This window comes from Candidatus Abyssobacteria bacterium SURF_5, from assembly GCA_003598085.1.
GTDB lineage: Bacteria > Abyssobacteria > SURF-5 > SURF-5 > SURF-5 > SURF-5.
In genome coordinates this window covers 54,384-77,264 of the sequence record QZKU01000144.1, presented here as the reverse complement: position 1 = coordinate 77,264, position 22,881 = coordinate 54,384, and the positions used below count along the sequence as shown (strand labels likewise).

At 55.9% G+C, this 22,881-nt stretch carries 21 protein-coding genes; 13 read left to right on the top strand and 8 right to left on the bottom strand.

The window, feature by feature from the left end:
- Positions 1–314: 314 nt before the first annotated feature.
- The 5 genes from C4520_21810 to C4520_21790 all read right to left on the bottom strand — a co-directional run bounded on the left by C4520_21810 (position 315) and on the right by C4520_21790 (position 5,150).
- Complete coding sequence (locus tag C4520_21810) at positions 315–725, bottom strand: hypothetical protein (GenBank protein RJP14351.1); 411 nt, start codon at positions 723–725, stop codon at positions 315–317.
- Positions 722–2,080: an FAD-dependent oxidoreductase gene (locus C4520_21805; protein ID RJP14350.1), complete on the bottom strand. Its 1,359-nt coding sequence runs from the start codon at positions 2,078–2,080 to the stop codon at positions 722–724. The genes C4520_21810 and C4520_21805 overlap by 4 nt, the downstream gene beginning before the upstream one ends.
- A gap of 30 nt (positions 2,081–2,110) precedes the next feature.
- Positions 2,111–3,361: an aminopeptidase P family protein gene (locus C4520_21800; GenBank protein ID RJP14349.1), complete on the bottom strand. Its 1,251-nt coding sequence runs from the start codon at positions 3,359–3,361 to the stop codon at positions 2,111–2,113.
- A gap of 182 nt (positions 3,362–3,543) precedes the next feature.
- Positions 3,544–4,149, bottom strand: coding sequence for a TetR/AcrR family transcriptional regulator (locus C4520_21795; GenBank protein RJP14348.1), 606 nt, complete (start codon positions 4,147–4,149; stop codon positions 3,544–3,546).
- A gap of 431 nt (positions 4,150–4,580) precedes the next feature.
- A complete protein-coding gene (locus tag C4520_21790) occupies positions 4,581–5,150 on the bottom strand; it encodes an OsmC family peroxiredoxin (protein ID RJP14356.1) in 570 nt (189 codons plus the stop codon).
- Positions 5,151–5,453: 303 nt separating this feature from the next.
- Between C4520_21790 and bamE the strand changes: the two genes are divergently transcribed.
- Positions 5,454–5,750, top strand: a complete 297-nt coding sequence (bamE, locus tag C4520_21785; protein RJP14347.1) for an outer membrane protein assembly factor BamE — start codon at positions 5,454–5,456, stop codon at positions 5,748–5,750.
- 10 nt (positions 5,751–5,760) lie between these two features.
- Here bamE and C4520_21780 read toward each other — a convergent pair whose 3' ends face one another.
- The 3 genes from C4520_21780 to C4520_21770 form a co-directional block, all read right to left on the bottom strand.
- Complete coding sequence (locus C4520_21780; protein RJP14346.1) at positions 5,761–7,344, bottom strand: D-aminoacylase; 1,584 nt, start codon at positions 7,342–7,344, stop codon at positions 5,761–5,763.
- A 296-nt stretch (positions 7,345–7,640) separates the two neighbouring features.
- The gene (locus tag C4520_21775; protein ID RJP14345.1) at positions 7,641–9,038 is read right to left on the bottom strand and encodes a hypothetical protein; all 1,398 of its coding nucleotides are present in this window, start codon (positions 9,036–9,038) and stop codon (positions 7,641–7,643) included.
- A gap of 566 nt (positions 9,039–9,604) precedes the next feature.
- Positions 9,605–10,615 carry a hypothetical protein gene (locus C4520_21770; GenBank protein RJP14344.1) on the bottom strand — a complete coding sequence of 337 codons (1,011 nt, stop codon included), beginning with the start codon at positions 10,613–10,615 and terminating at the stop codon, positions 9,605–9,607.
- A gap of 254 nt (positions 10,616–10,869) precedes the next feature.
- On the opposite strand from C4520_21770, the gene C4520_21765 reads away from it, so the two are divergent.
- From C4520_21765 to C4520_21710, 12 genes are all read left to right on the top strand, one after another.
- Positions 10,870–11,124, top strand: coding sequence for a hypothetical protein (locus C4520_21765; protein ID RJP14343.1), 255 nt, complete (start codon positions 10,870–10,872; stop codon positions 11,122–11,124).
- Positions 11,125–11,307: 183 nt separating this feature from the next.
- Positions 11,308–11,574 carry a zinc ribbon domain-containing protein gene (locus C4520_21760; GenBank protein ID RJP14342.1) on the top strand — a complete coding sequence of 89 codons (267 nt, stop codon included), beginning with the start codon at positions 11,308–11,310 and terminating at the stop codon, positions 11,572–11,574.
- Positions 11,575–11,743: 169 nt separating this feature from the next.
- A complete protein-coding gene (locus C4520_21755) occupies positions 11,744–13,186 on the top strand; it encodes a menaquinone biosynthesis decarboxylase (protein RJP14341.1) in 1,443 nt (480 codons plus the stop codon).
- Complete coding sequence (gene ubiE / locus C4520_21750) at positions 13,183–13,896, top strand: bifunctional demethylmenaquinone methyltransferase/2-methoxy-6-polyprenyl-1,4-benzoquinol methylase UbiE (protein ID RJP14340.1); 714 nt, start codon at positions 13,183–13,185, stop codon at positions 13,894–13,896. Before C4520_21755 ends, ubiE begins: the two co-directional genes overlap by 4 nt.
- 11 nt (positions 13,897–13,907) lie before the next feature.
- The gene (locus tag C4520_21745) at positions 13,908–14,522 is read left to right on the top strand and encodes a UbiX family flavin prenyltransferase (protein ID RJP14339.1); all 615 of its coding nucleotides are present in this window, start codon (positions 13,908–13,910) and stop codon (positions 14,520–14,522) included.
- Positions 14,519–15,382 carry a 4-hydroxybenzoate octaprenyltransferase gene (locus C4520_21740; protein ID RJP14338.1) on the top strand — a complete coding sequence of 288 codons (864 nt, stop codon included), beginning with the start codon at positions 14,519–14,521 and terminating at the stop codon, positions 15,380–15,382. Before C4520_21745 ends, C4520_21740 begins: the two co-directional genes overlap by 4 nt.
- Positions 15,383–15,924: 542 nt before the next feature.
- Positions 15,925–17,049 carry an NAD-dependent epimerase/dehydratase family protein gene (locus C4520_21735; protein ID RJP14355.1) on the top strand — a complete coding sequence of 375 codons (1,125 nt, stop codon included), beginning with the start codon at positions 15,925–15,927 and terminating at the stop codon, positions 17,047–17,049.
- Positions 17,046–19,127 (top strand): NAD-dependent epimerase/dehydratase family protein, encoded by a 2,082-nt coding sequence (locus C4520_21730; GenBank protein ID RJP14337.1) that lies wholly within the window; start codon positions 17,046–17,048, stop codon positions 19,125–19,127. Before C4520_21735 ends, C4520_21730 begins: the two co-directional genes overlap by 4 nt.
- The gene (locus tag C4520_21725) at positions 19,124–20,143 is read left to right on the top strand and encodes an L-iditol 2-dehydrogenase (GenBank protein RJP14336.1); all 1,020 of its coding nucleotides are present in this window, start codon (positions 19,124–19,126) and stop codon (positions 20,141–20,143) included. The genes C4520_21730 and C4520_21725 overlap by 4 nt, the downstream gene beginning before the upstream one ends.
- On the top strand, positions 20,140–21,222 hold the full coding sequence (locus C4520_21720; protein ID RJP14335.1) for a gfo/Idh/MocA family oxidoreductase: 1,083 nt from the start codon (positions 20,140–20,142) through the stop codon (positions 21,220–21,222). Before C4520_21725 ends, C4520_21720 begins: the two co-directional genes overlap by 4 nt.
- Entirely contained in the window at positions 21,183–21,470 is a 288-nt protein-coding gene (locus C4520_21715) for a hypothetical protein (protein ID RJP14334.1), read from the top strand. Before C4520_21720 ends, C4520_21715 begins: the two co-directional genes overlap by 40 nt.
- Positions 21,471–21,730: 260 nt before the next feature.
- On the top strand, positions 21,731–22,873 hold the full coding sequence (locus tag C4520_21710) for a glycosyltransferase (GenBank protein RJP14333.1): 1,143 nt from the start codon (positions 21,731–21,733) through the stop codon (positions 22,871–22,873).
- The last annotated feature ends 8 nt before the right edge of the window (positions 22,874–22,881 follow it).

The following is a 22,881-nucleotide window of genomic DNA, read 5'->3' as shown; positions in this document are numbered from 1 at the left end:
AAAACACCAAAGCTATCACTCAGAAGAAAAAGAACAAAAGCCGCCCTCGATCAAACTTTCCTACAGAAATTACTCGGAATTTAGATGCGTAAGCCCTGACTGACACCTTTACGGATTTCATGTCTGTTTGAATTCGTACGGGCGCCTGACCCCGAAGCAGAACCAGTCCCTCAATCATCGGGCACTCTTAGCGTCCCCGAAATTACGGGCCGGCAAATGGGACAGAGACCATGTTTTTATTTTAGTGGATTTAAATATAATAACGATAAAAATATGGTCTCTGTCCCCATATTTTTATCGAGCGGGGAGAACGATCATACCGGCTCTATTCGTAATATCATTGAGACGCTGCCGAGGCCGCCGGCGTCGAGGCCCGGGTCCAGGCACGCGATCGCGCCCATTGGAGCGGTCATGTCGCCGTTGGTGCTGCACCGGTCCAGGTATACCTGCGTCTTGGTGGCGAGCCCGCCGAGAAGACCCGGACAAAGCGGGCAGTCCGAGGCTTCCGTATCGATCCTGGAGCCGGTAATGACGATCTTCTGACCGACCTTCAAGCCTGCAGCACAATACTTTGATTTCGTAACTTCGGCGACCATTTTGTACTTCATCATGTTCTCGAACGCGTTCTTGAATTCCTGTTCCTGCGCGGGAGTGATCTTGGCCAAATCCTCATCGGAAACTTCAAGTACGTCTTTCGCATACGCCAGCAGCATTGGATCCTTCATTGTCTTTCTCCCATCATTGCCTTTTCTTCAGCGGGTTCATATAAATTCATGCATCCCCAGCCGCAAATCCGTTTTACCGCATCGGCCGCGCTCACCATTGCGGCCTCGATGCAGGTTCCGCCGAGCGCGCTGCTCACAAAGGAAACCCCTTGCAGCTCCGGTGTTTTTTTCAGGAAATCCAGCACGCTCCTATAGGCGCCGGGCGGATACAGCGCATTGACAAAGCTGTGGCGATGAACTCTCACCTCTTCTATGTATTTGGAGAATCCCGGTATCATGATCTCGATGTCTTCCTGCGCGTGCTTGATGATCTCCTCGTCGGGCAGCTTCATCAGATCGAGCGTCCTCGGATGGACGGCCCAGCCCGTGAGAATGCTCTTTCCACTCGGGCTCATCTCCGGTGCCTTGGAATGCTGGTCGATCGCAAAAACAAAGTTTCTGTTGAGGCCGGGATCGTTAAAATAGCACCAGATGTTTTTGTTCAGCGGGCGATCGAGGAAGAAGACCGGCATCGGAAGCTGCGCATAAAGAACCGATTCGAAGAAGCGCCGCTGTTCCGCCATCTCCTCCGGCAAGAGCGCCGCCGCGGCGGGTGGAGCGACGGCGACAACCACGTGTCCTGCTTTCCTGGCCGATCCGTCCGCCAATTCGACTCCTGCCACGCGCCCTCTTTCCGTCAGGATGCGCTGAACAGGCGCCTCATACTCGACCGGCAGATGCGTTGCCAGCGTTTCCGCAAATGAAGCGACGCCGCCTGTCAGAGTGATGTGCTTGTGGAGCGTGACGTTTTTAAACATGCTGATGAAATGATACAGGCTTGTCCATTCGGGCATTCCCGAACTCATGCCCATGCTGATCGGGGTGAGGAAATACTCGCGGAACATCCGATCGGAAGGAGAGGCGAACGCTTCCAGCACCTCCATGCTGTCATATTTCGGCAGGTCGCGTGCGATCCGGTATGCGGGTATGCGCGGACCGAACACGATGTGCCTGAGTACGAACCGATACATGCTCAAGTTGCCGCTCGGCCCGAGCAGCTTCATGTACGGGTTTCGGCGGTCATACAGACATGTGGACCCGTCTTTCAGCGAGTATTGGATGAGTCCCGAAATATATCTCTTGGCGCTATCGAGACCCAAAGCGGTCATCAGCTCGAATGCGCGGCGGTAATTTGAATGGTAGAACTGTGCGCCGATATCCGCCTTGTCGCCGTTGCGCTCCATCGTGATCATGCGTCCGGCGGGGCGATTCGACGCCTCCAGTATCTCGACGGTGAAACCGCGCTTGCCGAGCCGGTAGGCCGCCGACAGGCCGCCGATGCCGGCCCCGATGATAATGACCTTCCTGTTTTCCACCGCCCTTCCTCCTGTCCGGTTTCGAGAAGACTAGCAGTAACTCGTCTGATAAATGTGATGAGGGAGTCCCATCACTGTGCTGCAGCCGTTATCGGTTATGACAACCAGGTTCTCATATTGGAAAACGCCCTCGCCGCCGAACCTGCGAAGCGCGGACGCCCCGAGCGACTCGACCTCGAACGTCATGCCGGGCTCGAGAATCGTTTCGTCCGTTGCGCCGAGCACCGGCGGCTCCTGCACGTCAAGCCCGATTCCGTGGCCGTACATCTCGAACGTCATCAGCCCGCCGTCCTGGATGACATCGTTCACCGCTTTCCACACTTCCTTCGCCTTGATTCCGGGCCGCGCGGTTTTTGTGGCCGCTTCAAACCCTCTGCCGATGGTGTCCCAGTAGTTCTTCCAGGTCTCCGTCGGCGGACCGACATTGATCATGCGGCCCATGTCCGCCCAGTAGCCCTTGTAACTGACGCTTATGTCCATTGAAAGATAATCGCCGCGGTTAATGGTGCACCCGTCGAAATGATGGCCGGTATCCCACATGCCCTCGCGATCAGACCCGCACATGATGTGCCCGCTCTTCACCCAATCGGCGCCCTGCTCATATCCCGCGCAGATGAATATCTTGCCGACCTCATGCTCGGTCATGCCGGGCCGATACTTCTCGACGACTGTTGACATCGCTTGCTTGTGGATCCTGGCGGCGGTCGCGAGACGATCTATCTCGAGGGGAGACTTGATCATGCGGCAGCCCCAGATGACCCGGTCGCCGTCAATGAATTTCGCGTCCGGCAGCGCGTCCATCAGGGCGTGGATATCGTTCAGGGGGCGGGGAATCCACGTGTGCCCGAGTTCGCCCATCTCGAGGCCGATCCTTGCTTTCCCGTAACCGATGTCCTTGACGGCTTCGGCGACGTCGCGCGGAAACTGGCGCTCGGAGCTTACCTGGTGCACGTCCTGCTGCGTCCTGATGTCGCGAATCCAGCTCTGCCCTTCAACCGTCCACCGGAAAAATTCGCCCGTGACGACGAGAGGATCGCCTTCGATCGGGATCAAGGCGACCAGGGTCTGGATGCTGGGCAGGTGCCAATGCGTGGAAGTGAACGACGCAAAATAATGGCAATTCTGTTTGCTCCACAGCATGAGAAGGTCCATGTTCGCCGCGCGCATCAGCTTGCGCACCCTGTCAATTCGCGACTTCCATTCAGCATAGGGAACATCGGGAAATTTGGGGTCCGGCCCATAGAGCTCATAACCTGTCTCGGGCGTCAATTTCAAAGCCATTTCGATTCCTCCCTTTCAAACATGATCCTCTATTCCAGAGACTTCTAAAATCCCTGTGTTTAACCGTGATTCTCGCCCGCAAACGACGTGCCGCGAAAGATCAAAAGAGTGAGCCCTAAGGTGTGACAGCAAAGCACCCAATCCCTCTGTCTTTTCAATCCAAAATCCAAAATCCAAAATTACTACATGCTCCGGCCGCGCGGATTCAGATGAACTCCAATAGTCTCGAAGAGAAGCTTGTCTGCGGCCGCCTTTTCACAAATTGACCGGTCCATCGCCACCTGCAGATACAACCCCTCGAGAGCGCATACGATCAACAGAGCCGCCTGTTTCGGGTCGACTTCGGCGAATTCTCCCCGCGAGATGCCGTATTCGATAACTCCTTGCACTGCCTTTCGAAAACGCTTATAGGAATTCAACAATATCTTCCGAACCTCATCGTCCGTGCAGCCGGTATGATACAGATTCAGAAACACGCGCGCTGTCCGCTCGTTAAAGACAAGCTCCTGCGTGGCTGTCTCGATCATAATGCGGAGGCGCTCCCAGGAGCAGACGGATGAAGCAAGCCCCTCGAATTTTTCCTCCTGGCGCCGGACGAAATCATCGACGAAGGCAAGCGTTATCTCTTTTTTATCGCAGAAATAATAGTGCAAAGCGCCGTAGCTGACATTGGCCGCCCTGGCAATATCGCGGATGCTTACCTCTTCATGTCCCTTATGTGCGAGGCAATCATACAAGCCGGAAATGATCTGTTTTCGCCGCTGCTTCGCTACATCTCTTTTAGCCATAACTCTTTTTATATTAACACATTATAATATTTGTTGGACGCCCAACATTATATCACTTGCCGCGCATTCTGTCAATAGAGAAAAAGAAAAAAATCCGATTATGGACGCGCAGCCGTCGGCGGGTGGCGGATTTCCGGAAAAAAATCCGGCGGCGCATGCAGCACGCCGCCGGAAGCATTTCCATGCAGCTGGTTTACAAATCTTTTGTTCTCACTCTACGAGGCTCTTAACGCCATAAGCCGAAGCCTGTGCCACCATTCATTGCCTTCCTTTAATAAGAGTCATCGTCGGGCTTCGATGTCCGTGCATCATCATCAAGGGCTCTCATTTACAGGTTATCCTGAAGGCGTCTTTACTCCGCTCTCTGGAGTGGAAAGGTCTTTGGTGAGGGGACAATCCCGAAGGACTTTAACTCTCCCGCGTATATTTTCCTACTTCTCCAGTTTCACCTCCACCGGTGTCTCGTGAAAAACGGTGTTGAAAACCGGCGAGAATTTCTGCGCCATTCGGATGAGTTCATCCCTTTGCTCGTCGGAAATGTCGGCATCGATATCGAAAAAGACGCGAATATTCTCGTAACCGACTTTGACATTGGGCGATATTCCAAGGAAGCCCCTGAGGTCGATATCGCCCTCGAGCCTTGACCGCACTCCTCGGATTTCTATTCCTTTGGCGGCCGCATGATACACCAGTGCCGATGTCAGACACCCGGCCAATGCCGTCAGCAAGTACTCGACGGGATTCGGCCCCTCGTCCTCGCTGAGGAGAACGGGATGCTCGCCCGCATCCAGCTCGAATGGCTTTTCATGCTGAATATCTTTCTGTACGCCAAAAAAATCCTTAATGGTTGTATGGTTGTGGCCCGCGTTGATCCATTTATTGTTCGCGCGAAACTTGAATTTCGCGAATGACGGCGTCTCCTTGATGGCTTCGATTGTATCGAACAGCTTATCAACGTCAACGCCATTAACGATTCGCTTCTTTGTGACCGATGTCTTCATTTTATGTTGCCTCCCATTTCGGGATCTGTTTATCGTGCCATCCGATCTATCCGTCGGATGTAGTAAACATCTTCCATAAATATCTTGTACAAAATCCGTGGAATCTGCAATTTCGATGAAATTCCGGCCTGCAGGGCCCTTGCTCCCAAACCAGGCAGGTGCGCAGGTGCGAAGAACCCCGACGGCTTCCCCGCCGCCGCGCCGGGTTGAAAAGATTTTTTCGGGAAAAGCCGCAGGAGCTGCTGTATAATAATCCGTCAACCTGCCTTTCAAAGGTGCGTTCCAGTCATCGGGAGGTGCTGCATGATCAGAAAATCTCGTTTGGTGCTCATCGTGCTGGTTCTGTTCTCTATTGCTTGTGGCTCGAAGATAACACAAGCGAATTTCGAAAAGATCCAGACGGATATGACACAGGCGGAGGTCTACAAGATACTTGGCGAGCCGACGGAGACATCGGGCGTGAGCATCGGAGAATTTTCCGGCGGCACGTCCACGTGGGAAGGCGATGACGGCGTCATCTCCATCCAGTTTCTGAACGGGAAAGTCGTGGCCAAGCATTTCGTGAAATCGAAAGAGGCTTCTTCCGAAGAGCGCGGCTGATCCGTACTCGCTAAACGCGCAAGACCTTGCCGGATCGTGAGCCTGTCTGCTTGCCCGCGGCCACCGCATGTTTTCCATTGATGAAGACGTGCTCGATCCCGATTGGCGCCTGCCTCGGCTCTTCGTAGGTTGCGGTATCGATGATCGTATCCGGATTGAAGACGACAACGTCGGCATGATATCCCTCTCTCAGCAAGCCGCGTCCGGACAGGCCGAGCCGATGAGCCGGTGCGGAAGTCATTTTCCTGATCGCCTCCGCGAGGGTGAGCAGTTTCTCGTCGCGGCAGTATCTGCCGAGGATGCGCGGGAACGCGCCGTACACGCGCGGGTGCGGTCTCCCGCCGAGCAGCCCGTCGGTGCACACGATTTGCGCGGGATGCCGCATGATTGTCCTTACGTCCGCCTCATCGGAGACGAAGATAATCATCGAGACCGCCAACTGTTCCTCGATGAGCAGATCGCAAATGGCGTCGATGAAGGGCTCGTCCACCGCCTCGGCCAGCTCGAACAGGTTTTTGCCCTCGAGATGCTTGTTTTTCTCGGTGGCGACCGCCGAGACGCGGATGTCGCTCGGGGCGACCCCGCTCGAGGAAGTGCGGGCGGCCATCTCCTCGACGATACGCTGGCGCACCTGCGGCTCCTTCAGGCGCTCGACCATCCGCTCCGAGCCGCCGTCCTGCAGCCATTCCGGCAGCAGAGCAAAAAGCATGGTGCTTCCCGCCGTGTACGGATACTGATCGAAGGTTATCTCGAGACCCTCGCTGCGCGCGCGGTTTATCTTCTCGAGCAGCTCGCCCGCGCGCCCGTGCTGCGGTTTGCCGGCGACCTTCAGATGTGAGATGTGGACGGGCGCGCCGGACAGCCGCGCCACCTCGAACATCTCCTCCATTGATTCCATCACCGCGGAGTCTTCGTTCCGGACATGCACCACAAAGAATTTTCCGCGCTCCTTCAGGACGTTGCACAATTCGGCGAGTTCGGTCAGGTCCGCGTACGGGCACGGCGGGTAAATGAGACCGGTTGACATGCCGGCCGCTCCGTCCTCGAGGCTCTCGCGCAGAAGCAGCTTCATCTGCTTGAGTTCCTCGGCAGATGCTTTGCGATTGGCCATTCCCATCACCCACAGCCGGAGCGAGCCGTGCGGAACGAGCGAAACCAGGTTCGTGGCCGGCCTCACCTTCTCCAGCGCGGACAGATATTCGCCGAACGAGTTCCAGTCCCATTCGACGCCGGCGTCTCCGAGCAGGCCCGAAAGGTGGCGCCGCCAATCGGCCTTGTGCTCGTCCTTGATCGGCGCGACCGATTGGCCGTCCTGCCCGAGCACCTCGGTTGTCACACCTTGCATCACCTTCGCCGTCGCCTCCGGTTCGACGAAGATCATCAGGTCCGAATGGCTGTGCATGTCGATGAAACCGGGACAGACCGCGAGGCCGGCGCAATCGATAGTCTCGCGCGCCGCCGCTCCCGCCAGTGCGCCCATCCGCTTTATCTTCTTGCCGCTGATTCCTATATCCATCAGCGTCGAGGGATTGCCCGCGCCGTCAAAAACCTGCCCGCCCTTTAATATGAAATCGAGCTCGCGATCCTTTCCCATTGTATCCTCCGATTCAGGCACAGATTTTGTTGACCTGTCTTTTGGCATCCGCACGACCAGCCCATGTCAGTCCTCTGGCTCCGGCCCGAGTTAAACCGGTCCCAATGCGGCCTATCTTCTGCTGTGGCAGGGTTCGAGTCATTCGCATTCTTCTGATGTTGGCTTTTTAGCCCGAGTGTATCACACCGCGTTTAATCGGTGCAAAAATGGGAAAGACCTTCGACTGGCAGCCCTTGTCGTTGTTGGACGAATTCTGTTGCGATTATTTTCTATGCGGTGGAAGAAGGGGGAAGACTTTATGGTAGGCTGACTTTTTCGGCCTGGGCCTTGGTTGTTTCATCAGATCGAATCGGCAGAGTTATCACGACGGTGGTCCCGTCTCCCGGTTTGCTGCGCACGTTGAGGCTGCCGCCATGGGCATCGATTATTTTTTTGCTGATGGCAATCCCCAATCCTGTGCCCAGGATCTTGGTGGTGAAGAACGGTTCTCCGATTCGATTCAAGGTCTCTTCAGACATGCCGGGGCCGTCGTCAGATACGGAGAGATCCAGACACTCGGAGCCTTCGCGCTCAAAGAAATTTGATGATATCCAAATGTTCCCGCTGTTGTTAAGTGCCTCGATGCCATTGGAGAGAACGTTGACGAGAACCTGACTCAATTTGACCGGATCAACGACGATCTCCCTTTCTTCTTGCTCAAGTTCGACATGCACGGCGACATTATCGGTTTTGTGAGATAGCATGGAAACGACTTTCCTCACCAGCGCGCCATACTGCACCGGCGATAACGTCAGGCTCACGTGCCGGGAATATTCCAACAAATCGCTTATTATCTTGTCGAGGAGGGTGACGCCGTGCTGGATTTCCTCGATGATTTCCATCTTGTCCGTATCGTCCCCCATGTGGATTTGCAATGTCTCAACGCCCAATCGGATATGTTGAAGCGGATTTCGCGCTTCATGCGACACCACCGCCACCATTCTCCCGATCGCCGCCATGCGCTCGGCCTGCTGCAATTCGGCCACTTTCCGCTTGACCTCTTTGTCCAGGTCTTCGGACAGGATGCGATACTTCCGTTCATTTTCTTCGAGACGCCGGACAATTGGATTCCCGATACGAAGGAACAAGATGCTTCCCACAGCAATCAACACCAGGCTGCACGTTCCGACCAGCAGCCCCGCCCGCAGGAACGGTCTTCTCACTTCCGTCAAATCTATTTTGGCGACCAGTCCCCAACCTAATTCCGGCACCGGCTCGTATGCCGCGAGCACTCGTTTCCCCCGATAATCGATGAGGATGTCGGTTCCCGATTGGCCAAGCAGAGCCCTGCGCATTGGTTCGCCGAGGTTCGACGAAATCGGAATGGGAAGAGGTTTGTCCAGATCATGATGCCGGTGGCGCAGGAGAAAGACGATATTTTCGCCCTCGCGTTTGCCGAGGGTGAATTCGCCGGTATCTCCGAAGCCCTTGAAATTGGCGTGAGCCCTCGTGACGATTTTCAGAGCGTCGAGCAGGCCTTCGTCGGAGCCAAGGTCTGTTCCTCCTCCGCCCCGCGCCTCCTCGTCGACAAGCGCCCCCATCAGGCGCGCCCGACTCTGCACGGCCTCTCTCAGGCGCTCTCTTTGCCCATTGAGGGCAACCTGATAGAGCGTAACCGCGGTCATCCACACTGCAAATATGACAACGAGCGCCATGACGGCCGCAAGGATAACAATACGATTTCTTTCACGCACCGGGAACCGGCCCCCCCAGAAGATACAAATGGAGAACGTTCTCCAACTCCTATTGTAGCAGAATGAGCGTGGAAAAAAAGGCGGGCCTTGATTTAGCTCGAAAAGGAAGGTTCCGGAAAGAAGAAATCATCTCTCAGCCAGTCCATTTGCTCCGGCAGGGTGGCCATGAGTTCGCGCTCGGAGGCCACATCTTCGTAAAACAGAAGGAACATCGGAAGCGACCTCGAAAAGGCAATCGCAGAACTTTCCAAAGATTCCGCCTGATGCCCGTTTTGCTCTCCTGCCACATCTGAGAGCCGTTGAAAGACGAACCCGATGACCTGCTCTGCGGGCTTCCCGTCTGTATCACTGCGGATGGAACATCTTCATCCGGTTTCAAGGGTTCGAGTAATTCGTATAAGTCGCGGTCAAAGAACTCGTTAGGTGCTTTGTAACGAATTTGTCAACAACTACGTCATTGGTGGCAGACGGTAAAGGCAAAAAGGCAAAAATGGTGAAGGATGGGTGACCCCCTGGTTTCTTTTCCCTCAGGGAGTGACCATGTTGACGAGCTCAACGCGCTCTTCATCCTCCGGATTTACTTCAAGCACCGTGCCCACACCAGGGGCATAATATTTGAATTCTATGACATCGGGTTCTAAAGGGTTGAAGTCTAATGTTTCCAGAACATCCTCAGAGAATGTGCCGAACGGGACGCTTACCGTTTCTTCATCTCTGCTCTTCACTGCGGCCACGTCTTCGGCGTCGCCAAGGGCAAATTCCTGGCGATAGGCGTCTCCCGGTTGTGGATTTGCCAGCATGATGTAACCCGGCTTGGCAAAGTCCTCTCCCGCTTCCCACGAGCCCTCGATGTCCTTCAGTTCGCCATCCTCGAAATTCATCGCTAATTCGCCGAAATACCAGACATTGCCGCATTTATCCTGAGCATACCAGTCACGCGTGTCTTCGATTAATACCTCTTCGAATTCTTCATCGATTTCCCAGACCCTATCATGGACGACGATGCAGTTGACACCTAGAATCTCCTTCACCTCGAACAGAACCTCGACCAGGATTCTTTCAAGAGGAGTTCCCTCGGCGTCGATCGCAATATATTCCCAGATTGTTCCCGGAGTGAGAGGGAAATGGGGGTTGGGCGTAAAGCTTTGTCCGCCATTGATGACCGCATCGAAGTCGATAAAATCCTCCGGGTGAATTGCCGGATCGTAAGCTGCTTCGCCCAGTTTCTCACAAATCTTCAATCGGGCTTCTCGCTGATCTCCACACAATTCTTCAGCCTCCGCAAACGCTTCTGCGGCTGCCTGCACGCAGACATGCCTCCCATACGGGTCAGAGAGGTTCAAGCAGTTTCCGATAGTGATCCCAAAATCATCCTTTATCTCGTGGTTGCATGCCTTGTATGCGGCCGATGCCGTTTTCGTACAACAAGGGCATGGCGCAGTATCACTGTCGGATGCTGACGCGGGACCGCTTGTAAGGGCGATCGCCGCAAATAGAAATAGCAATATGGAGCCTGCTTTGCTGGGAATGCCCTTCATCTGAACACCCTCCTTTCAAGACACAACCCCACTCCAATTTCAGTCAATCTAATGTTTTTCCCACCGATCTCGGCTTTCGATAGAGCCAACTTGATGAGCTTTCGCGACTCTTCCCTCCCTTCCTTGTGTGCGTCGCCCTTATACCGAAAATAATTCGAATTTTGTGAAGACTATGTCATATCTCCATTATGGCCGCAACATTCCCCGCCCGTGGCGCTGCCGCCAGGAATCCATCTTAAGAATCAAATCCGTAGATGACGCAAAAGCTCGCTCCCGTAGCGCGGGCATCCTACCTGCAATTTTTTGAAATTTTGAACTATCTTTTACAGGTGACACAGTCCCCCGCCTGTGTTTTTTTCCGGCTCGCGTCTCGCGCGATCATTCCCCCTTTACTGAAGGGGACTGAGGGGGATTTCCTCTCCTCCCGCCTGCGTTCGGGTCAAGTCCCCCCTGCCGCCGGGAAACCAAGATCATGGCGCCCGAGCGCGAAGACCAATGCTTTGAACTGACCTCCTCCTTATGGTAAAATACTTTTCCAGTAGGACCACGATGAGGAATGTCCCCCTCACCCTGGTCCTCCCCTAGCCCTCTCCCTCAGGGAGAGGGCATGCGCCTTCGAATCTTTCGATTGTCTGGCCGTCGCATCTTTGCTTTTACCCTCCGAATCCTTCCGCCGACTGGTGAGGAAAGAGATGCTCTGGCTTTCACACGTGAAGAATCAGGATCAGCCGCAAGACGTTTATCAAGCTTTGGCTCTCAGGGAAACCGCTCTGCGGCGATTGGTCGCGGAAGCGGGCGAAAGTCTGGATGATATCCTGGCGCCGCCGAAGACAGATGACGCGACGGCTGCCGGTTTCTGCCCGATGTGCTCGTACGAATATCAGGATGGCGTCGCTCTCTGTCCCGACTGCGGTTTTCCGCTGGAGATGTTCAGGGAGCGGACGCCGCTCGCCCATTGAAAGTCTTTTCTCCCTCTGCAGTCACTCCAAAGATAGAGCAGCAAAACGATGCTTGTAAAGCCTTTTCGCCATATGCTATATTGAAAAGGATTTTACGGGAGCAATCCTTTAAGACTTCAATCGGGATCATCAAGAGCGGCAAAGCATCAGTTGTGCGCGGCGGAATCATATGCCATATCAGAACCTGCAGGACTTCATACATGCTCTTGAGCGGGCGGGCGAACTGAAGAGAATCAAGGCCTCGGTTTCGCCTGAGCTTGAGATCGCGCAGATAAGCGATCGCGTCTCGAAGGAACACGGGCCGGCGCTGCTGTTCGAGAACGTCAGCGGGCACAACATCCCGCTGCTCATCAATGCGTTCGGCTCGCAGAAGCGGATGGCGATGGCGCTCGGGGTCGAAGACCTTGATTCGATCGGGCGCGAGATCGAAGAGATCATCCACATGCCGCTGCCCGCCGGAATTGTCGAGAAGCTGAAGATGATCCCGAAGGTCGCTCAGTTCGCGAAGTTCCCGCCGAGAAAGGTCTCGCACGCACCTTGCCAGGAGATCGTTATCAACGAGCCCTCCCTCTCGCTCCTGCCGGTAATCAAGTGCTGGCCGCAGGACGGCGGCAAATTCATCACGCTGCCGATGGTGTTCACCAAGAGCCTTTCGGACGGCACGCGCAACTGCGGCATGTACCGGCTGCACGTGTACGATGAGCGCACCACCGGCATGCACTGGCACATCCACCACGACGGCGCGCGCCATTTCCGCGAATACTGTGCCGCCGGCAAGCGGATGCCGGTCGCCGTCGCTCTCGGAGGAGATCCGGCAGCGACGTATGCCGCCACCGCTCCGATGCCCGCGGGCGTCGACGAGATGCTGCTTGCGGGCTTTCTGCGCAAGAAGCCGGTCGAGATGGTCAGTTGCAAGACAATCGATATGGAAGTGCCCGCCGAGGCGGAAATTGTCCTCGAGGGTTATGTTGACCCGCACGAGGAGCGCATCGAGGGCCCATTTGGAGATCATACCGGCTACTATTCGCTTGCCGACGTATACCCCGTGTTCCACGTCGAGTGCTTGACGCATCGCCGCAATCCCGTTTATCCGGCCACAATTGTCGGCAAGCCGCCGATGGAGGACTGCTACATGGGCAAGGCGACCGAGCGCATTTTCCTGCCGCTCGTGCGCACGCAGATACCCGAGCTTGTGGACATGAACCTGCCGCTGTTCGGCGTGTTCCACAACTGGATGTTCGTTTCGATCGACAAGCAGTACCCGTTCCAGGCGAAGAAAGTGATGCACAGCATCTGGGGACTCGGCCAGATGATGTTCACGAAGATCATCGTTGTCGTCGATAGGGACGTAAACGTTCAGAATGTGGACGAGATGCTGTGGCGCGTCGGAAACAATGTCGATCCAAGGCGCGACATCACCATTGTCGACGGCCCGCTCGACGTGCTTGATCACGCCTCTCCGCTCGCTCGCGCCGGCTCGAAGATCGGGATCGACGCCACGAAAAAAGGGCCGGGCGAAGGCCACATGCGGGAGTGGCCCGACGAGATCAGGATGAGCGAAGACATCATCCGGCTGGTCGAGAGACGCTGGAGCGAGTACGGGTTCCGATGAAGAGGGATGCCGCCGTCATTCGCTCGATGTTCGCCTCGATAGCGCGTCGCTACGATTTCCTGAATCACCTGCTCAGCCTCAACCAGGACAAGCGCTGGCGCAGCAAAACGGTGCAGGCAACAGCCTCGGGTAGTGAGAAGCTGGTGCTCGATGTCTGTTCCGGCACGGGCGACCTTGCCATCGAGTACGCGCGAAACATGAACGGTGCGGGGCTGGTTGTCGGGGGCGATTTCACGCCCGAGATGCTCGGCCTCGGGAAGAGGAAGCTTTCCGGCGCCGGCGGGACGGCGGGCAAGGTTGCGCTGGTCGCCGCCGACACGTTGCAGCTTCCATTTCTCGATGGCGCCTTCGACATCGTCTCGGTCGCATTCGGCATCAGAAACGTCTCCGATTTGAAGGGAGGCATTCGCGAGATGGCGCGCGTGACCAGACGAGGCGGAAAGGTCGTTGTCCTCGAGTTCAGCCTGCCGCAGAACAAGCTTATTGGCGGCATCTATCTGCTGTATTTCACGAGGCTGCTCCCGCTCGTCGGTCGCATGATTTCGCGTGCGGGGAACGATGCCTATTCCTATCTGCCCGCGTCGGTCCTCAAGTTTGCCTCGAAAGAGGAGATGGCGGCTTGCCTGGCCGACTGCGGACTTGTTAACATTAGTGTCAGGAGTCTGAGCCTGGGAATCGTTACCCTGTACGTCGCGCAAAAAGACAGCTGAGGAATCCAAAAATGACGACCCTGCCATCGGATCAAACGAAGAGGTTTACCGTTGCGATCAGCGGAGCGAGCGGAGCGCTCTACGCCGTGCGCCTGCTGCAGGCGCTGATCGAACGGGAGCACAAAGTTTACCTGACCATCTCCAAGCCCGCCTCACTTGTTCTCCAGCACGAGCTGAAGCTTGCGGTCGACCTGAGCCATTTCTCGGTCGAGCGTCTGGTTGGCCGGGCGGCGCCGCATGTGTCCTATTATCATTATGAAGATGTCAGCGCCCCGATTGCGAGCGGCTCGTTCCCTATCGACGCGATGGTCGTTGTCCCCTGCAGCATGTCGACGCTGGCGGGAGTCGCTTCGGGACTGGGCACAAACCTGATTCTGCGGGCGGCGGAGGTGACGCTGAAGGAGAGGCGCCCGCTCGTTCTCGTGCCGCGGGAGACTCCGCTTGGCATTATCGAGATCGAAAACATGTTGCGAGCGTCGCGGGCGGGCGCGTGCATCCTTCCGGCGGCGCCTGCTTTCTATCACGATCCGCGGGATATCGACGATATGGTCGGCTTTGTTGTCGGCAAGGTGCTGAACCAGCTTGGGGCCGGCGATCATCGGTTCGGTTGGGGAAAAGGCGCGTGAACTCGTTTTTTAGAAAAGTAAGAATAATCCTCGAAATGATAAAGTTTTCGCATACCGTATTCGCGCTTCCATTCGCGATCATGAGCGCGTTCCTCGCGGCCGGCGGCATGCCCGACAGCAGCCAGCTTTTCTGGATTCTGATGTGCATGGTGGGCGCACGCAGCGCCGCAATGTCGTTTAATCGGATCGCCGACGCGCGCTATGACGCGCTTAACCCCCGCACCGCGCAACGCCCGATTCCCGCCGGCAAACTGACCATTGCGGAAACCGCGTCCTTTTTGGTCGTCATGGCCGGCCTGTTCGTTTTCTCGGCATACCAGCTTAACCGGCTCGCATTTGCTCTGTCGCCGGTCGCGCTGGCGGTAATTCTCGGATATTCCTACACGAAACGATTCACCAGTTCATCTCATTTTCTGCTCGGGCTGTCGCTCGCGATCGCGCCCGTCGGCGCGTGGATCGCCATTTCCGAATCCATTTCGTTAATTCCTCTGCTGCTTGGTCTCGCAGTCTTACTGTGGACCGCCGGCTTTGACATCATCTACGCCTGTCAGGATGTGGAGTTCGATGAGCGGGTGGGCCTGTATTCACTGCCCCGCCGCATCGGGCTGGCGCCTGCCCTGTTTGTTTCCGCGCTCTTGCACGCCGCGATGGTGGGCATATTGCTGGTCGTTTCGGCGATTGCTCATCTCGGAGTAGCCTTTTTCGCCGGTATTCTGCTCGTCGCCGCTTTGCTCGTCTACGAGCACCTCATTGTTCGGCCGAATGACCTCTCGCGGGTCAATACCGCCTTCTTTAATGTCAACGGGACGGTAAGCGTCATCCTCATGTCGCTCACGATCCTGGACATCTACCTGAGCTAAGCTTGCCTCCTACAGACTTCCACTAATAAACCGCCGTTTTCCGCTGTAGTGTCTTCTATCTCCGTCCGCTTTGAAAACAAAAAAACGCCGCATGAGAACAATCCGCACAACTGAAATCATTCATGCGTGAACGATGCGGTTCATTGGGGGCCGAAAGCTGGCAATCGCTGCAAAATCAGTCTAGCGAGTAAATTTTCGGTAATGCATAATGTTAACAAATAATGAGTTTTCTGAAACAGCACAATCAAAGAGGAGAGGTGGCAAGGCAGCGATTTTTCCTGATAATCAGAAGTTCAAAAACCAGAGACAGCCGCAATATTCCCGCCGCCCTGAACCGTGAAGAGGCGGCAATTCATTACCTTTCGCCGCGGGCAACCCTCAATTGAAGCCGGTATCTCATCCTCATAACAAGAAGGAGATGGTGAGTGAGCAACAGCGAGTTACACCCCTGCGGAAACGGCCGGAATAAAGAAGATTCAGAGATCGATTCGGCGGAGCGCGGGGGATTTCGACCCACCGATCGCAGGAACAGAACGACCAACATCGACCTATCCCCGAAGCATGTTCTCATCATAGGCGGCGCCGGCTTCATTGGTTCTCACCTTGTTGACGAGTTGATGGTTCACGGGCATCGCGTGAGGGTCCTCGATAATCTTTCTCCCCAGGTTCACGGGGAACTGGGTACGTATCCGTGTTATCTGAACCGGGACGCCGAACTTGTTATCGGAGATGTCCGCGACGCAGATCTCTTAAACAAAAGCCTTCGGGGGATAGATGCGGTATTTCATTTCGCCGCCGCCGTCGGCGTGGGCCAAAGCATGTACCAGATCGACACGTATTCGAGTATTAATTCAACAGGTACCGCGGTCCTCCTGCAGAATTTGATCCGGTTTCCGGTCGCGAAGCTGATTATTGCTTCGAGTATGAGCATTTATGGAGAGGGGCTATATCGTGCTTCCGACGGGACTGTGCAGGCGGGTGTCATGCGAACGCACGACCAGTTGAAAGGCGGCCAATGGGAATTAATTGACGGCGACGGTTTGCCTCTTAGTCCGGTACCCACTCCCGAGACCAAACAGCCATCTCTGGCTTCGATATACGCGCTGACGAAATATGATCAGGAGCAAATGTGCCTAATCTTCGGCCGCAGCTACGGCATTCCGGTGGCCGCGCTACGGTTTTTTAATGTTTACGGAACGCGGCAGGCATTATCAAACCCTTATACCGGAGTTCTTGCCATTTTCGCCTCGCGTTACCTCAACGACAAGCCGCCTCTGATCTTCGAGGACGGCCTCCAGCGGCGTGATTTCGTAAGCGTCCATGACATTGTGCGCGCCTGCCGGCTGGCCCTTGAAAACACAACGGATGAATCCGTTTTTAATATAGGAAGTGGACATTCATACTCGGTCACTGAAGTGGCGAAGGCAATGGCAAAGGTAGTCGGAAAGGAGGACCTTCAGCCGATAGTGACGGGGAAGTATCGTATGGGCGACATCAGACATTGTTTTGCAGATATCGAACGCGCTGAAAAATTCCTCGGCTACAAACCCCGAGTCACGCTTGAGCAGGGGCTCGATGAACTGGCCGACTGGCTGCAGGGTCAAGAAGCGTTTGACGGAGTGGATCTGGCCAAAATGGAATTGGACAAGCGGGGACTTACCATATGAAAACGCCCAAAAAATTGCATACTTCCGCCGCTCCTGTCGTCGGTATTGTCGAATGGCTGCGACCGGGCGAATATGAGCACGTTGAGGCAGTGGTCGCCGACCTGAAGAAGCTGGACGTGAAAGAATTGCGGATGGCCGTCTCCTGGGCCGACTGGCACGCTGAAGGCGGCATGAAATGGTACGACTGGCTCATGCCGCGTCTGGCAAAAGAGGTCAATCTTCTTCCGTGCCTGAATTATACGCCGCCTTCTCTGGGCATTGTTCCCAAAGTTTCCTCGCCGCCTCGCGACCCGAAGGCGTACGCCGATTTTCTCGATGTCATTATCACCCGCTACGGGAACTGTTTCGACTATGTGGAATTATGGAATGAACCAAATAACCTGATTGAATGGGATTATTACCTGGACCCGGGCTGGAAAATCTTTTGCGAGATGGTTGGCGCCGCCGCCTACTGGGCGAAGCAGAGAGGCAAAAAGACGGTTCTTGGAGGGATGTCGTCGGCGGATTATCAGTGGCTCGATGTCATATGCCGAGCCGGTGTCACCAGATATATAGATGTCGTCGGCGTCCACGGCTTTCCGAAAACGTGGGAGTCGGCCTGGGCCGGCTGGACCCAATCGATTCAACAGATTCAAGAGGTGCTCGACCGCCACGGGATAGGCGCGGAAATATGGATAACCGAGGCAGGCTACTCGACGTGGCGCCACGACGGTTTCCGCCAGCTTAAGGAATTCGTGAAATTTCTTGACGCGCCCGTCCCGCGCGCCTACTGGTATGCGGGTTATGATCTTCACCCGGAATGCGCGCACCAGGAAGGTTTTCATCAGGATGAGCGGCATTATCATTTCGGACTGAAACAATGTCAAGGTACAGAGAAACTGTTGTACCGCATCTGGTCGGCCGAGGGCATCGAAGGAGTCAGGGCATTCGACCGAATGTATAGTTCGAATGGAGAGGGCCGAAAGGCTGACCTCGTTCTCCCTCGAATGAGGCTCCCGCGCGACGGCGGCAACAATTCGAAGTCCGACGTTCTCATCACCGGTGGAGCGGGCTTTATCGGGACCAATCTCGCCCATAGGCTCCTTTCGCAAGGGCGCACGGTTCTGCTCCTGGACAATCTCTCGCGGTCGGGCGTCGAAAAAAACGTGAAATGGCTGCGGGAACTGCATGGCCATTCCGTCAGACTCCAGATTGCGGACATTCGCGATCCTTTTGTCGTCAAGGATGCGGTTCGAAGCGTCGAGGGCATATTTCATTTTGCCGCGCAGGTGGCTGTAACCTCGGCGCTGATCGATCCCGCGACCGATTTCGAGGTGAACGCCCGCGGCACCCTGAATCTTCTTGAAGCTCTCAGGACGCTGAGAAACCCGCCGCCGCTCCTGTTCACCTCAACAAATAAAGTGTACGGAGAGATGAAGAGCGTGAGACTCTGCGAGGCGCCCACGAGATATCGACCTGCGGAATCCATCATACACTCTCACGGATTTGATGAATCCTTTCCGCTCGATTTCTACAGCCCCTACGGTTGCTCGAAAGGGACGGCCGATCAATACGTGATCGATTACGCCCGCACATTCAATCTGCCCGCGGTCGTTTTTCGCATGAGCTGCATCTATGGCACGCGTCAATTCGGAACCGAAGATCAGGGATGGGTTGCCCATTTCCTGATCCGCTCGCTGCAGGGAGAACCGATAATTCTTTATGGCGACGGCAAACAGGTGCGCGACATTTTGTTCGTCGAGGACCTGATTGACGCTCTGCTGCTGGCGCACAAGCACATCGACATCGTCTGCGGAAGAGCCTTCAATATCGGCGGCGGCACGAACAACACAACCAGCCTCCGGGAAATACTCGATCTCATTGCCGAATTGCGGGGGGAGCGGCCGGAAATCAAATTCGGCCCCTGGCGCAAAGGGGATCAGCGCTATTATGTTTCGGACACGAGAGCCTTCAACGCCGCCACCGGTTGGACTCCGAAAACAAGTGTCCGGGAAGGAGTCGAAATTCTTCATCGCTGGCTGCTCGAGAATGAAAGTCTTTTCCGTGTCGAATCGCCCGCAAGAGAAATCGCCTCATGAACAAACACGTCCTGCAAACAAGCATTCACCGAGAAGAGCACCTTGAACGCGCCCGTGAGACAGGAAAGTCTGCCGTCTTTGCCGGACCCGAACGCATCGAGCTCATCGAAGCGCCGATTCCGACCCCGGCCGAAGGCGAGGTGCGAATAAAAATAGAAGGATGCGGCGTGTGCGCATCCGATTTCCCTGTCTGGGAAGGCCGCCCCTGGTTTCATTATCCTCTTCAACCCGGCGCGCCCGGACATGAGGCGTGGGGCCGAATCGACGCCGTCGGACCGCGAGTAGACCACCTCCAACCCGGCCGGCGAGTGACTTTCCTTTCCGAGCGCGCGTACGCCGAATACGACATTGCTCCCGCAAACACAGTTATTCCGTTGCCGGACGCATTGAGCGGAATCCCATTCCCCGGCGAGCCGCTCGGATGCGCCATGAACATTTTCCATCGCAGCAACATTGAACGCGGACAAACGGTGGCGATCGTCGGTATCGGATTTCTCGGAGCGCTCCTCACGATTCTTGCGGCTCGGGCAGGCGTTCGAGTCATCGCTGTTGCGCGGAAAAAACATGCGCTCGATCTCGCCTCATCTTTGGGCGCGAGACAAGCTATCCTCATGGATGATCATTGGCGAGTCATCGAGAACGTCAAGAAACTGACCGGCGAGAACTGGTGCGAGCGCGTGATCGAGGCGACCGGGCAGCAGTGGCCTCTTGACCTGGCCGCAGAACTGACATCTGTTCGCGGGCGGCTGATCATTGCGGGCTATCATCAGGACGGCCCCCGCCAGGTGAACATGCAGTTGTGGAACTGGCGCGGCCTTGATGTGATAAACGCTCATGAGCGCGATCAGTCAATTTATATGAAGGGGATACGCGAAGCGGTAGATGCCGCGGCCCGGGGAGAGCTGCCCTTCCAATCCCTCTGCACGCACACCTTCCCGCTGGAGCAATTGTCCGAGGCTTTCCAATTGCTGCGTTCGCGTCCGGATGGTTTTGTGAAAGCGCTTGTCTTCCCATGAGCAAGCTCGATAACAGCGTGCGCGTTGCCCGCAAACGGATAGGTTTCCTTGGCGTCGGCTGGATCGGCCGCCATCGACTCGAATCGCTGGCGAAGGGCGAAATGCTGGAGGTGGCCGCGATCGCCGACCCGCTACCGGAGGCGGCAAGAAAGGCTGCCGAATGCGCGCCCCACGCCGAGTTGTGCGGCTCACTGGATGAATTGCTTCAGTGCGGGCTTGATGCGGTCGTCATCGCCACGCCGAGCGCTCTGCATGCGCAGCAGTCGATCTCGGCGCTTCAATGCGGCCTGGCTGTCTTCTGCCAGAAACCGCTCGGCCGCTCATTTGCCGAGGCTGCATCGGTCATTGACGCCGCCCGGAAAGCTGATCGGTTGCTGGCGGTCGACCTTTCCTACCGCCATCTGCGAGGAATACAATCGATCCGCGGGCTGATTCGAAGCGGCGAAATTGGCGAAGTATTTTCGGTCAATCTCGTTTTCCACAATGCATACGGGCCGGACAAGCCGTGGTTTTATGAGCCGGAGAAGTCCGGCGGCGGGTGCGTCATCGATCTGGGCATTCATCTCGTCGATCTCGCGCTCTGGACGCTCGACTTCCCGCGAGTCAGACGAGTTTCGAGCAGGCTCTTTGCCAAGGGCAAGCCGCTTGCAGACCGGCTCGAGTCCGTCGAAGATTACGCGGCGGCTCAACTGACGCTCGAGAGCGGCGCGGTGGTCACCCTCGCGTGCTCGTGGCATCTTTCGGCCGGCTGCGACGCAGTGATCGAAGCGTCTTTTTACGGCACGGCGGGAACGTTATCGCTCATGAATGTGAACGGCTCGTTCTATGATTTTCAGGCTGAATTGTTTCGCGGGACTTCCCGACAAGTGATAGCGAAGCCGCCGGACGAATGGGGCGGTCGGGCCGCTCTTGAGTGGGCGTGGCAGCTTGCTGAAAACAGCCGCTTTGATCCCGCTGTTGAACAGGTGGCCGCGGTTGCCGCCGTTCTTGATGAAATTTATGAACATTCGGCGCTATCCATTTTCGAAGGAGAACATGTATGGCAGGGGAATCCAGGAAAACCACCAATCATGACGTGATCCGGAAGTGGGTGGAGAAGAGGGGCGGGCGTCCCGCAACCGTGAAAGAAAGTAAAGATACAACGGGCGCGGGCATCTTGCGAATCGATTTCCCCGGTTACGGCGGAAAGGAACAACTGGAAGAGATCGATTGGGAAACCTTCTTCCAGAAATTCGAGGAATCGAAATTAGCTTTCCTTTATCAGGAAGAGACGGCCAACGGGAAAGAAAGCAGATTCTCCAAATTCGTCAGCCGCGACAGTGAGTGATGCAGGGACAGAATGTTTTTGGCTATGACCAAGAAAATTGAGGAGGAAGAGGCCGTCGAAAGGAAAATTCACTCTTGCCGAACGGGATGCGATTTTACATAGTTCAAGTTTAGCGGCTTGATCAAATGGTACCGTTTCTTGAGAAACCACTTCAGAAATTCTGTTGTTCAAAGATGCCGCGAAACGTTCAGGACTGTGGCAATCTGGTCATTTGAATTTTCCCGGCGGAACTCGTGAAGAAAGATATACGTAAAATTTTGATGACGGCGGATACGGTCGGCGGCGTGTGGCAGTACTCACTCGAGTTGGCGGAGGCGCTCGGCGCCCATGGCGTCGAGGTGGTGCTCGCCACGATGGGGGCGCCGCTTTCCTCCCGGCAGCGGACGGTGATCCGGCGCGTGCCGAATCTGGTCATCTCCGAGAGCAGCTATAAACTCGAGTGGATGGAGGAGCCATGGGCGGACGTCGAGATGGCGGGAAGATGGCTTCTTGGCCTCGAATCGATCGTGCAGCCGGATATCATTCATTTGAATTCATATGTTCATGCCGCGCTTCCGTGGCAGGCGCCGAAGCTGATTGTCGCACATTCCTGCGTGTACTCCTGGTTTGCGGCCGTGCAGGGTCACGAGCCGCCCCCCTCCTGGGAACGCTACCGGAAGAGCGTTTCGGAAGGACTGCGTCGTGCCGATGCGGTTACCGCTCCGACCGCCTCGATGCTTGCGGTCCTGGAGAATTTCTATGGCTCCTTTCAGAGCGCAGGCAGAATTTTTAATGGGAGAAACGCGGAAGCGCACAGTCCCGCAGAAAAGGAATCATTTGTGTTAACCGCCGGCCGCCTGTGGGATGAGGCAAAAAATATCGCGGCTCTCGAGCGAGTGGCGCAGCATATACAGTGGCCTGTTTTCGCCGCCGGCCCGGCCGCGCATCCCGATGGCGGGACGGCGAGTTTTGTGAAGTTGAAACTGCTCGGCAATCTGGATGGGAGGGAACTGGCACGGTGGATGGGGAGGGCGGCCATTTACGCTCTGCCGGCGCGGTATGAGCCGTTTGGCCTTTCCGTGCTCGAGGCCGCGCTTGCAGGCTGTGCGCTGGTTCTGGGAGATATTCCCAGCCTTCGCGAGCTGTGGGACGAGGCTGCCTTGTTTGTCCCACCAGATGATGATGCGACATTGCAGGAGGCGCTTGATTGCCTTACGTCCAATACCCCTTTCCGAAACAAGTTCGCGCGAAGAGCGCGAGCACGGGCGCTGCAATTCTCGCCGGAGCATATGGCACGGGAATATTTGTCTTTATACCGACGCATGGCAAGCGAAAAAGGAAAACAGGGGCCCCTCATGCGCGATCACTCAGCCAGATCGACTCCTGATCCGACGGGTCGATTGCGGATACTGCGCCTTCAGTAGTTGCTTTT

Coding starts and splice junctions, on each gene's coding strand:
- bamE (RJP14347.1), top strand. CDS start 5,454: ATGATCAGAAAATCTCGTTTGGTGCTCATCGTGCTGGTTCTGTTCTCT.
- C4520_21765 (RJP14343.1), top strand. CDS start 10,870: ATGACGCAAAAGCTCGCTCCCGTAGCGCGGGCATCCTACCTGCAATTT.
- C4520_21715 (RJP14334.1), top strand. CDS start 21,183: ATGGCAGGGGAATCCAGGAAAACCACCAATCATGACGTGATCCGGAAG.
- C4520_21710 (RJP14333.1), top strand. CDS start 21,731: ATGACGGCGGATACGGTCGGCGGCGTGTGGCAGTACTCACTCGAGTTG.
- C4520_21770 (RJP14344.1), bottom strand. CDS start 10,615: ATGAAGGGCATTCCCAGCAAAGCAGGCTCCATATTGCTATTTCTATTT.
- C4520_21780 (RJP14346.1), bottom strand. CDS start 7,344: ATGGGAAAGGATCGCGAGCTCGATTTCATATTAAAGGGCGGGCAGGTT.
- C4520_21745 (RJP14339.1), top strand. CDS start 13,908: ATGACGACCCTGCCATCGGATCAAACGAAGAGGTTTACCGTTGCGATC.
- C4520_21775 (RJP14345.1), bottom strand. CDS start 9,038: ATGGCGCTCGTTGTCATATTTGCAGTGTGGATGACCGCGGTTACGCTC.
- C4520_21755 (RJP14341.1), top strand. CDS start 11,744: ATGCCATATCAGAACCTGCAGGACTTCATACATGCTCTTGAGCGGGCG.
- C4520_21720 (RJP14335.1), top strand. CDS start 20,140: ATGAGCAAGCTCGATAACAGCGTGCGCGTTGCCCGCAAACGGATAGGT.
- C4520_21800 (RJP14349.1), bottom strand. CDS start 3,361: ATGGCTTTGAAATTGACGCCCGAGACAGGTTATGAGCTCTATGGGCCG.
- C4520_21810 (RJP14351.1), bottom strand. CDS start 725: ATGAAGGATCCAATGCTGCTGGCGTATGCGAAAGACGTACTTGAAGTT.
- C4520_21725 (RJP14336.1), top strand. CDS start 19,124: ATGAACAAACACGTCCTGCAAACAAGCATTCACCGAGAAGAGCACCTT.
- ubiE (RJP14340.1), top strand. CDS start 13,183: ATGAAGAGGGATGCCGCCGTCATTCGCTCGATGTTCGCCTCGATAGCG.
- C4520_21730 (RJP14337.1), top strand. CDS start 17,046: ATGAAAACGCCCAAAAAATTGCATACTTCCGCCGCTCCTGTCGTCGGT.
- C4520_21795 (RJP14348.1), bottom strand. CDS start 4,149: ATGGCTAAAAGAGATGTAGCGAAGCAGCGGCGAAAACAGATCATTTCC.
- C4520_21760 (RJP14342.1), top strand. CDS start 11,308: ATGCTCTGGCTTTCACACGTGAAGAATCAGGATCAGCCGCAAGACGTT.
- C4520_21790 (RJP14356.1), bottom strand. CDS start 5,150: ATGAAGACATCGGTCACAAAGAAGCGAATCGTTAATGGCGTTGACGTT.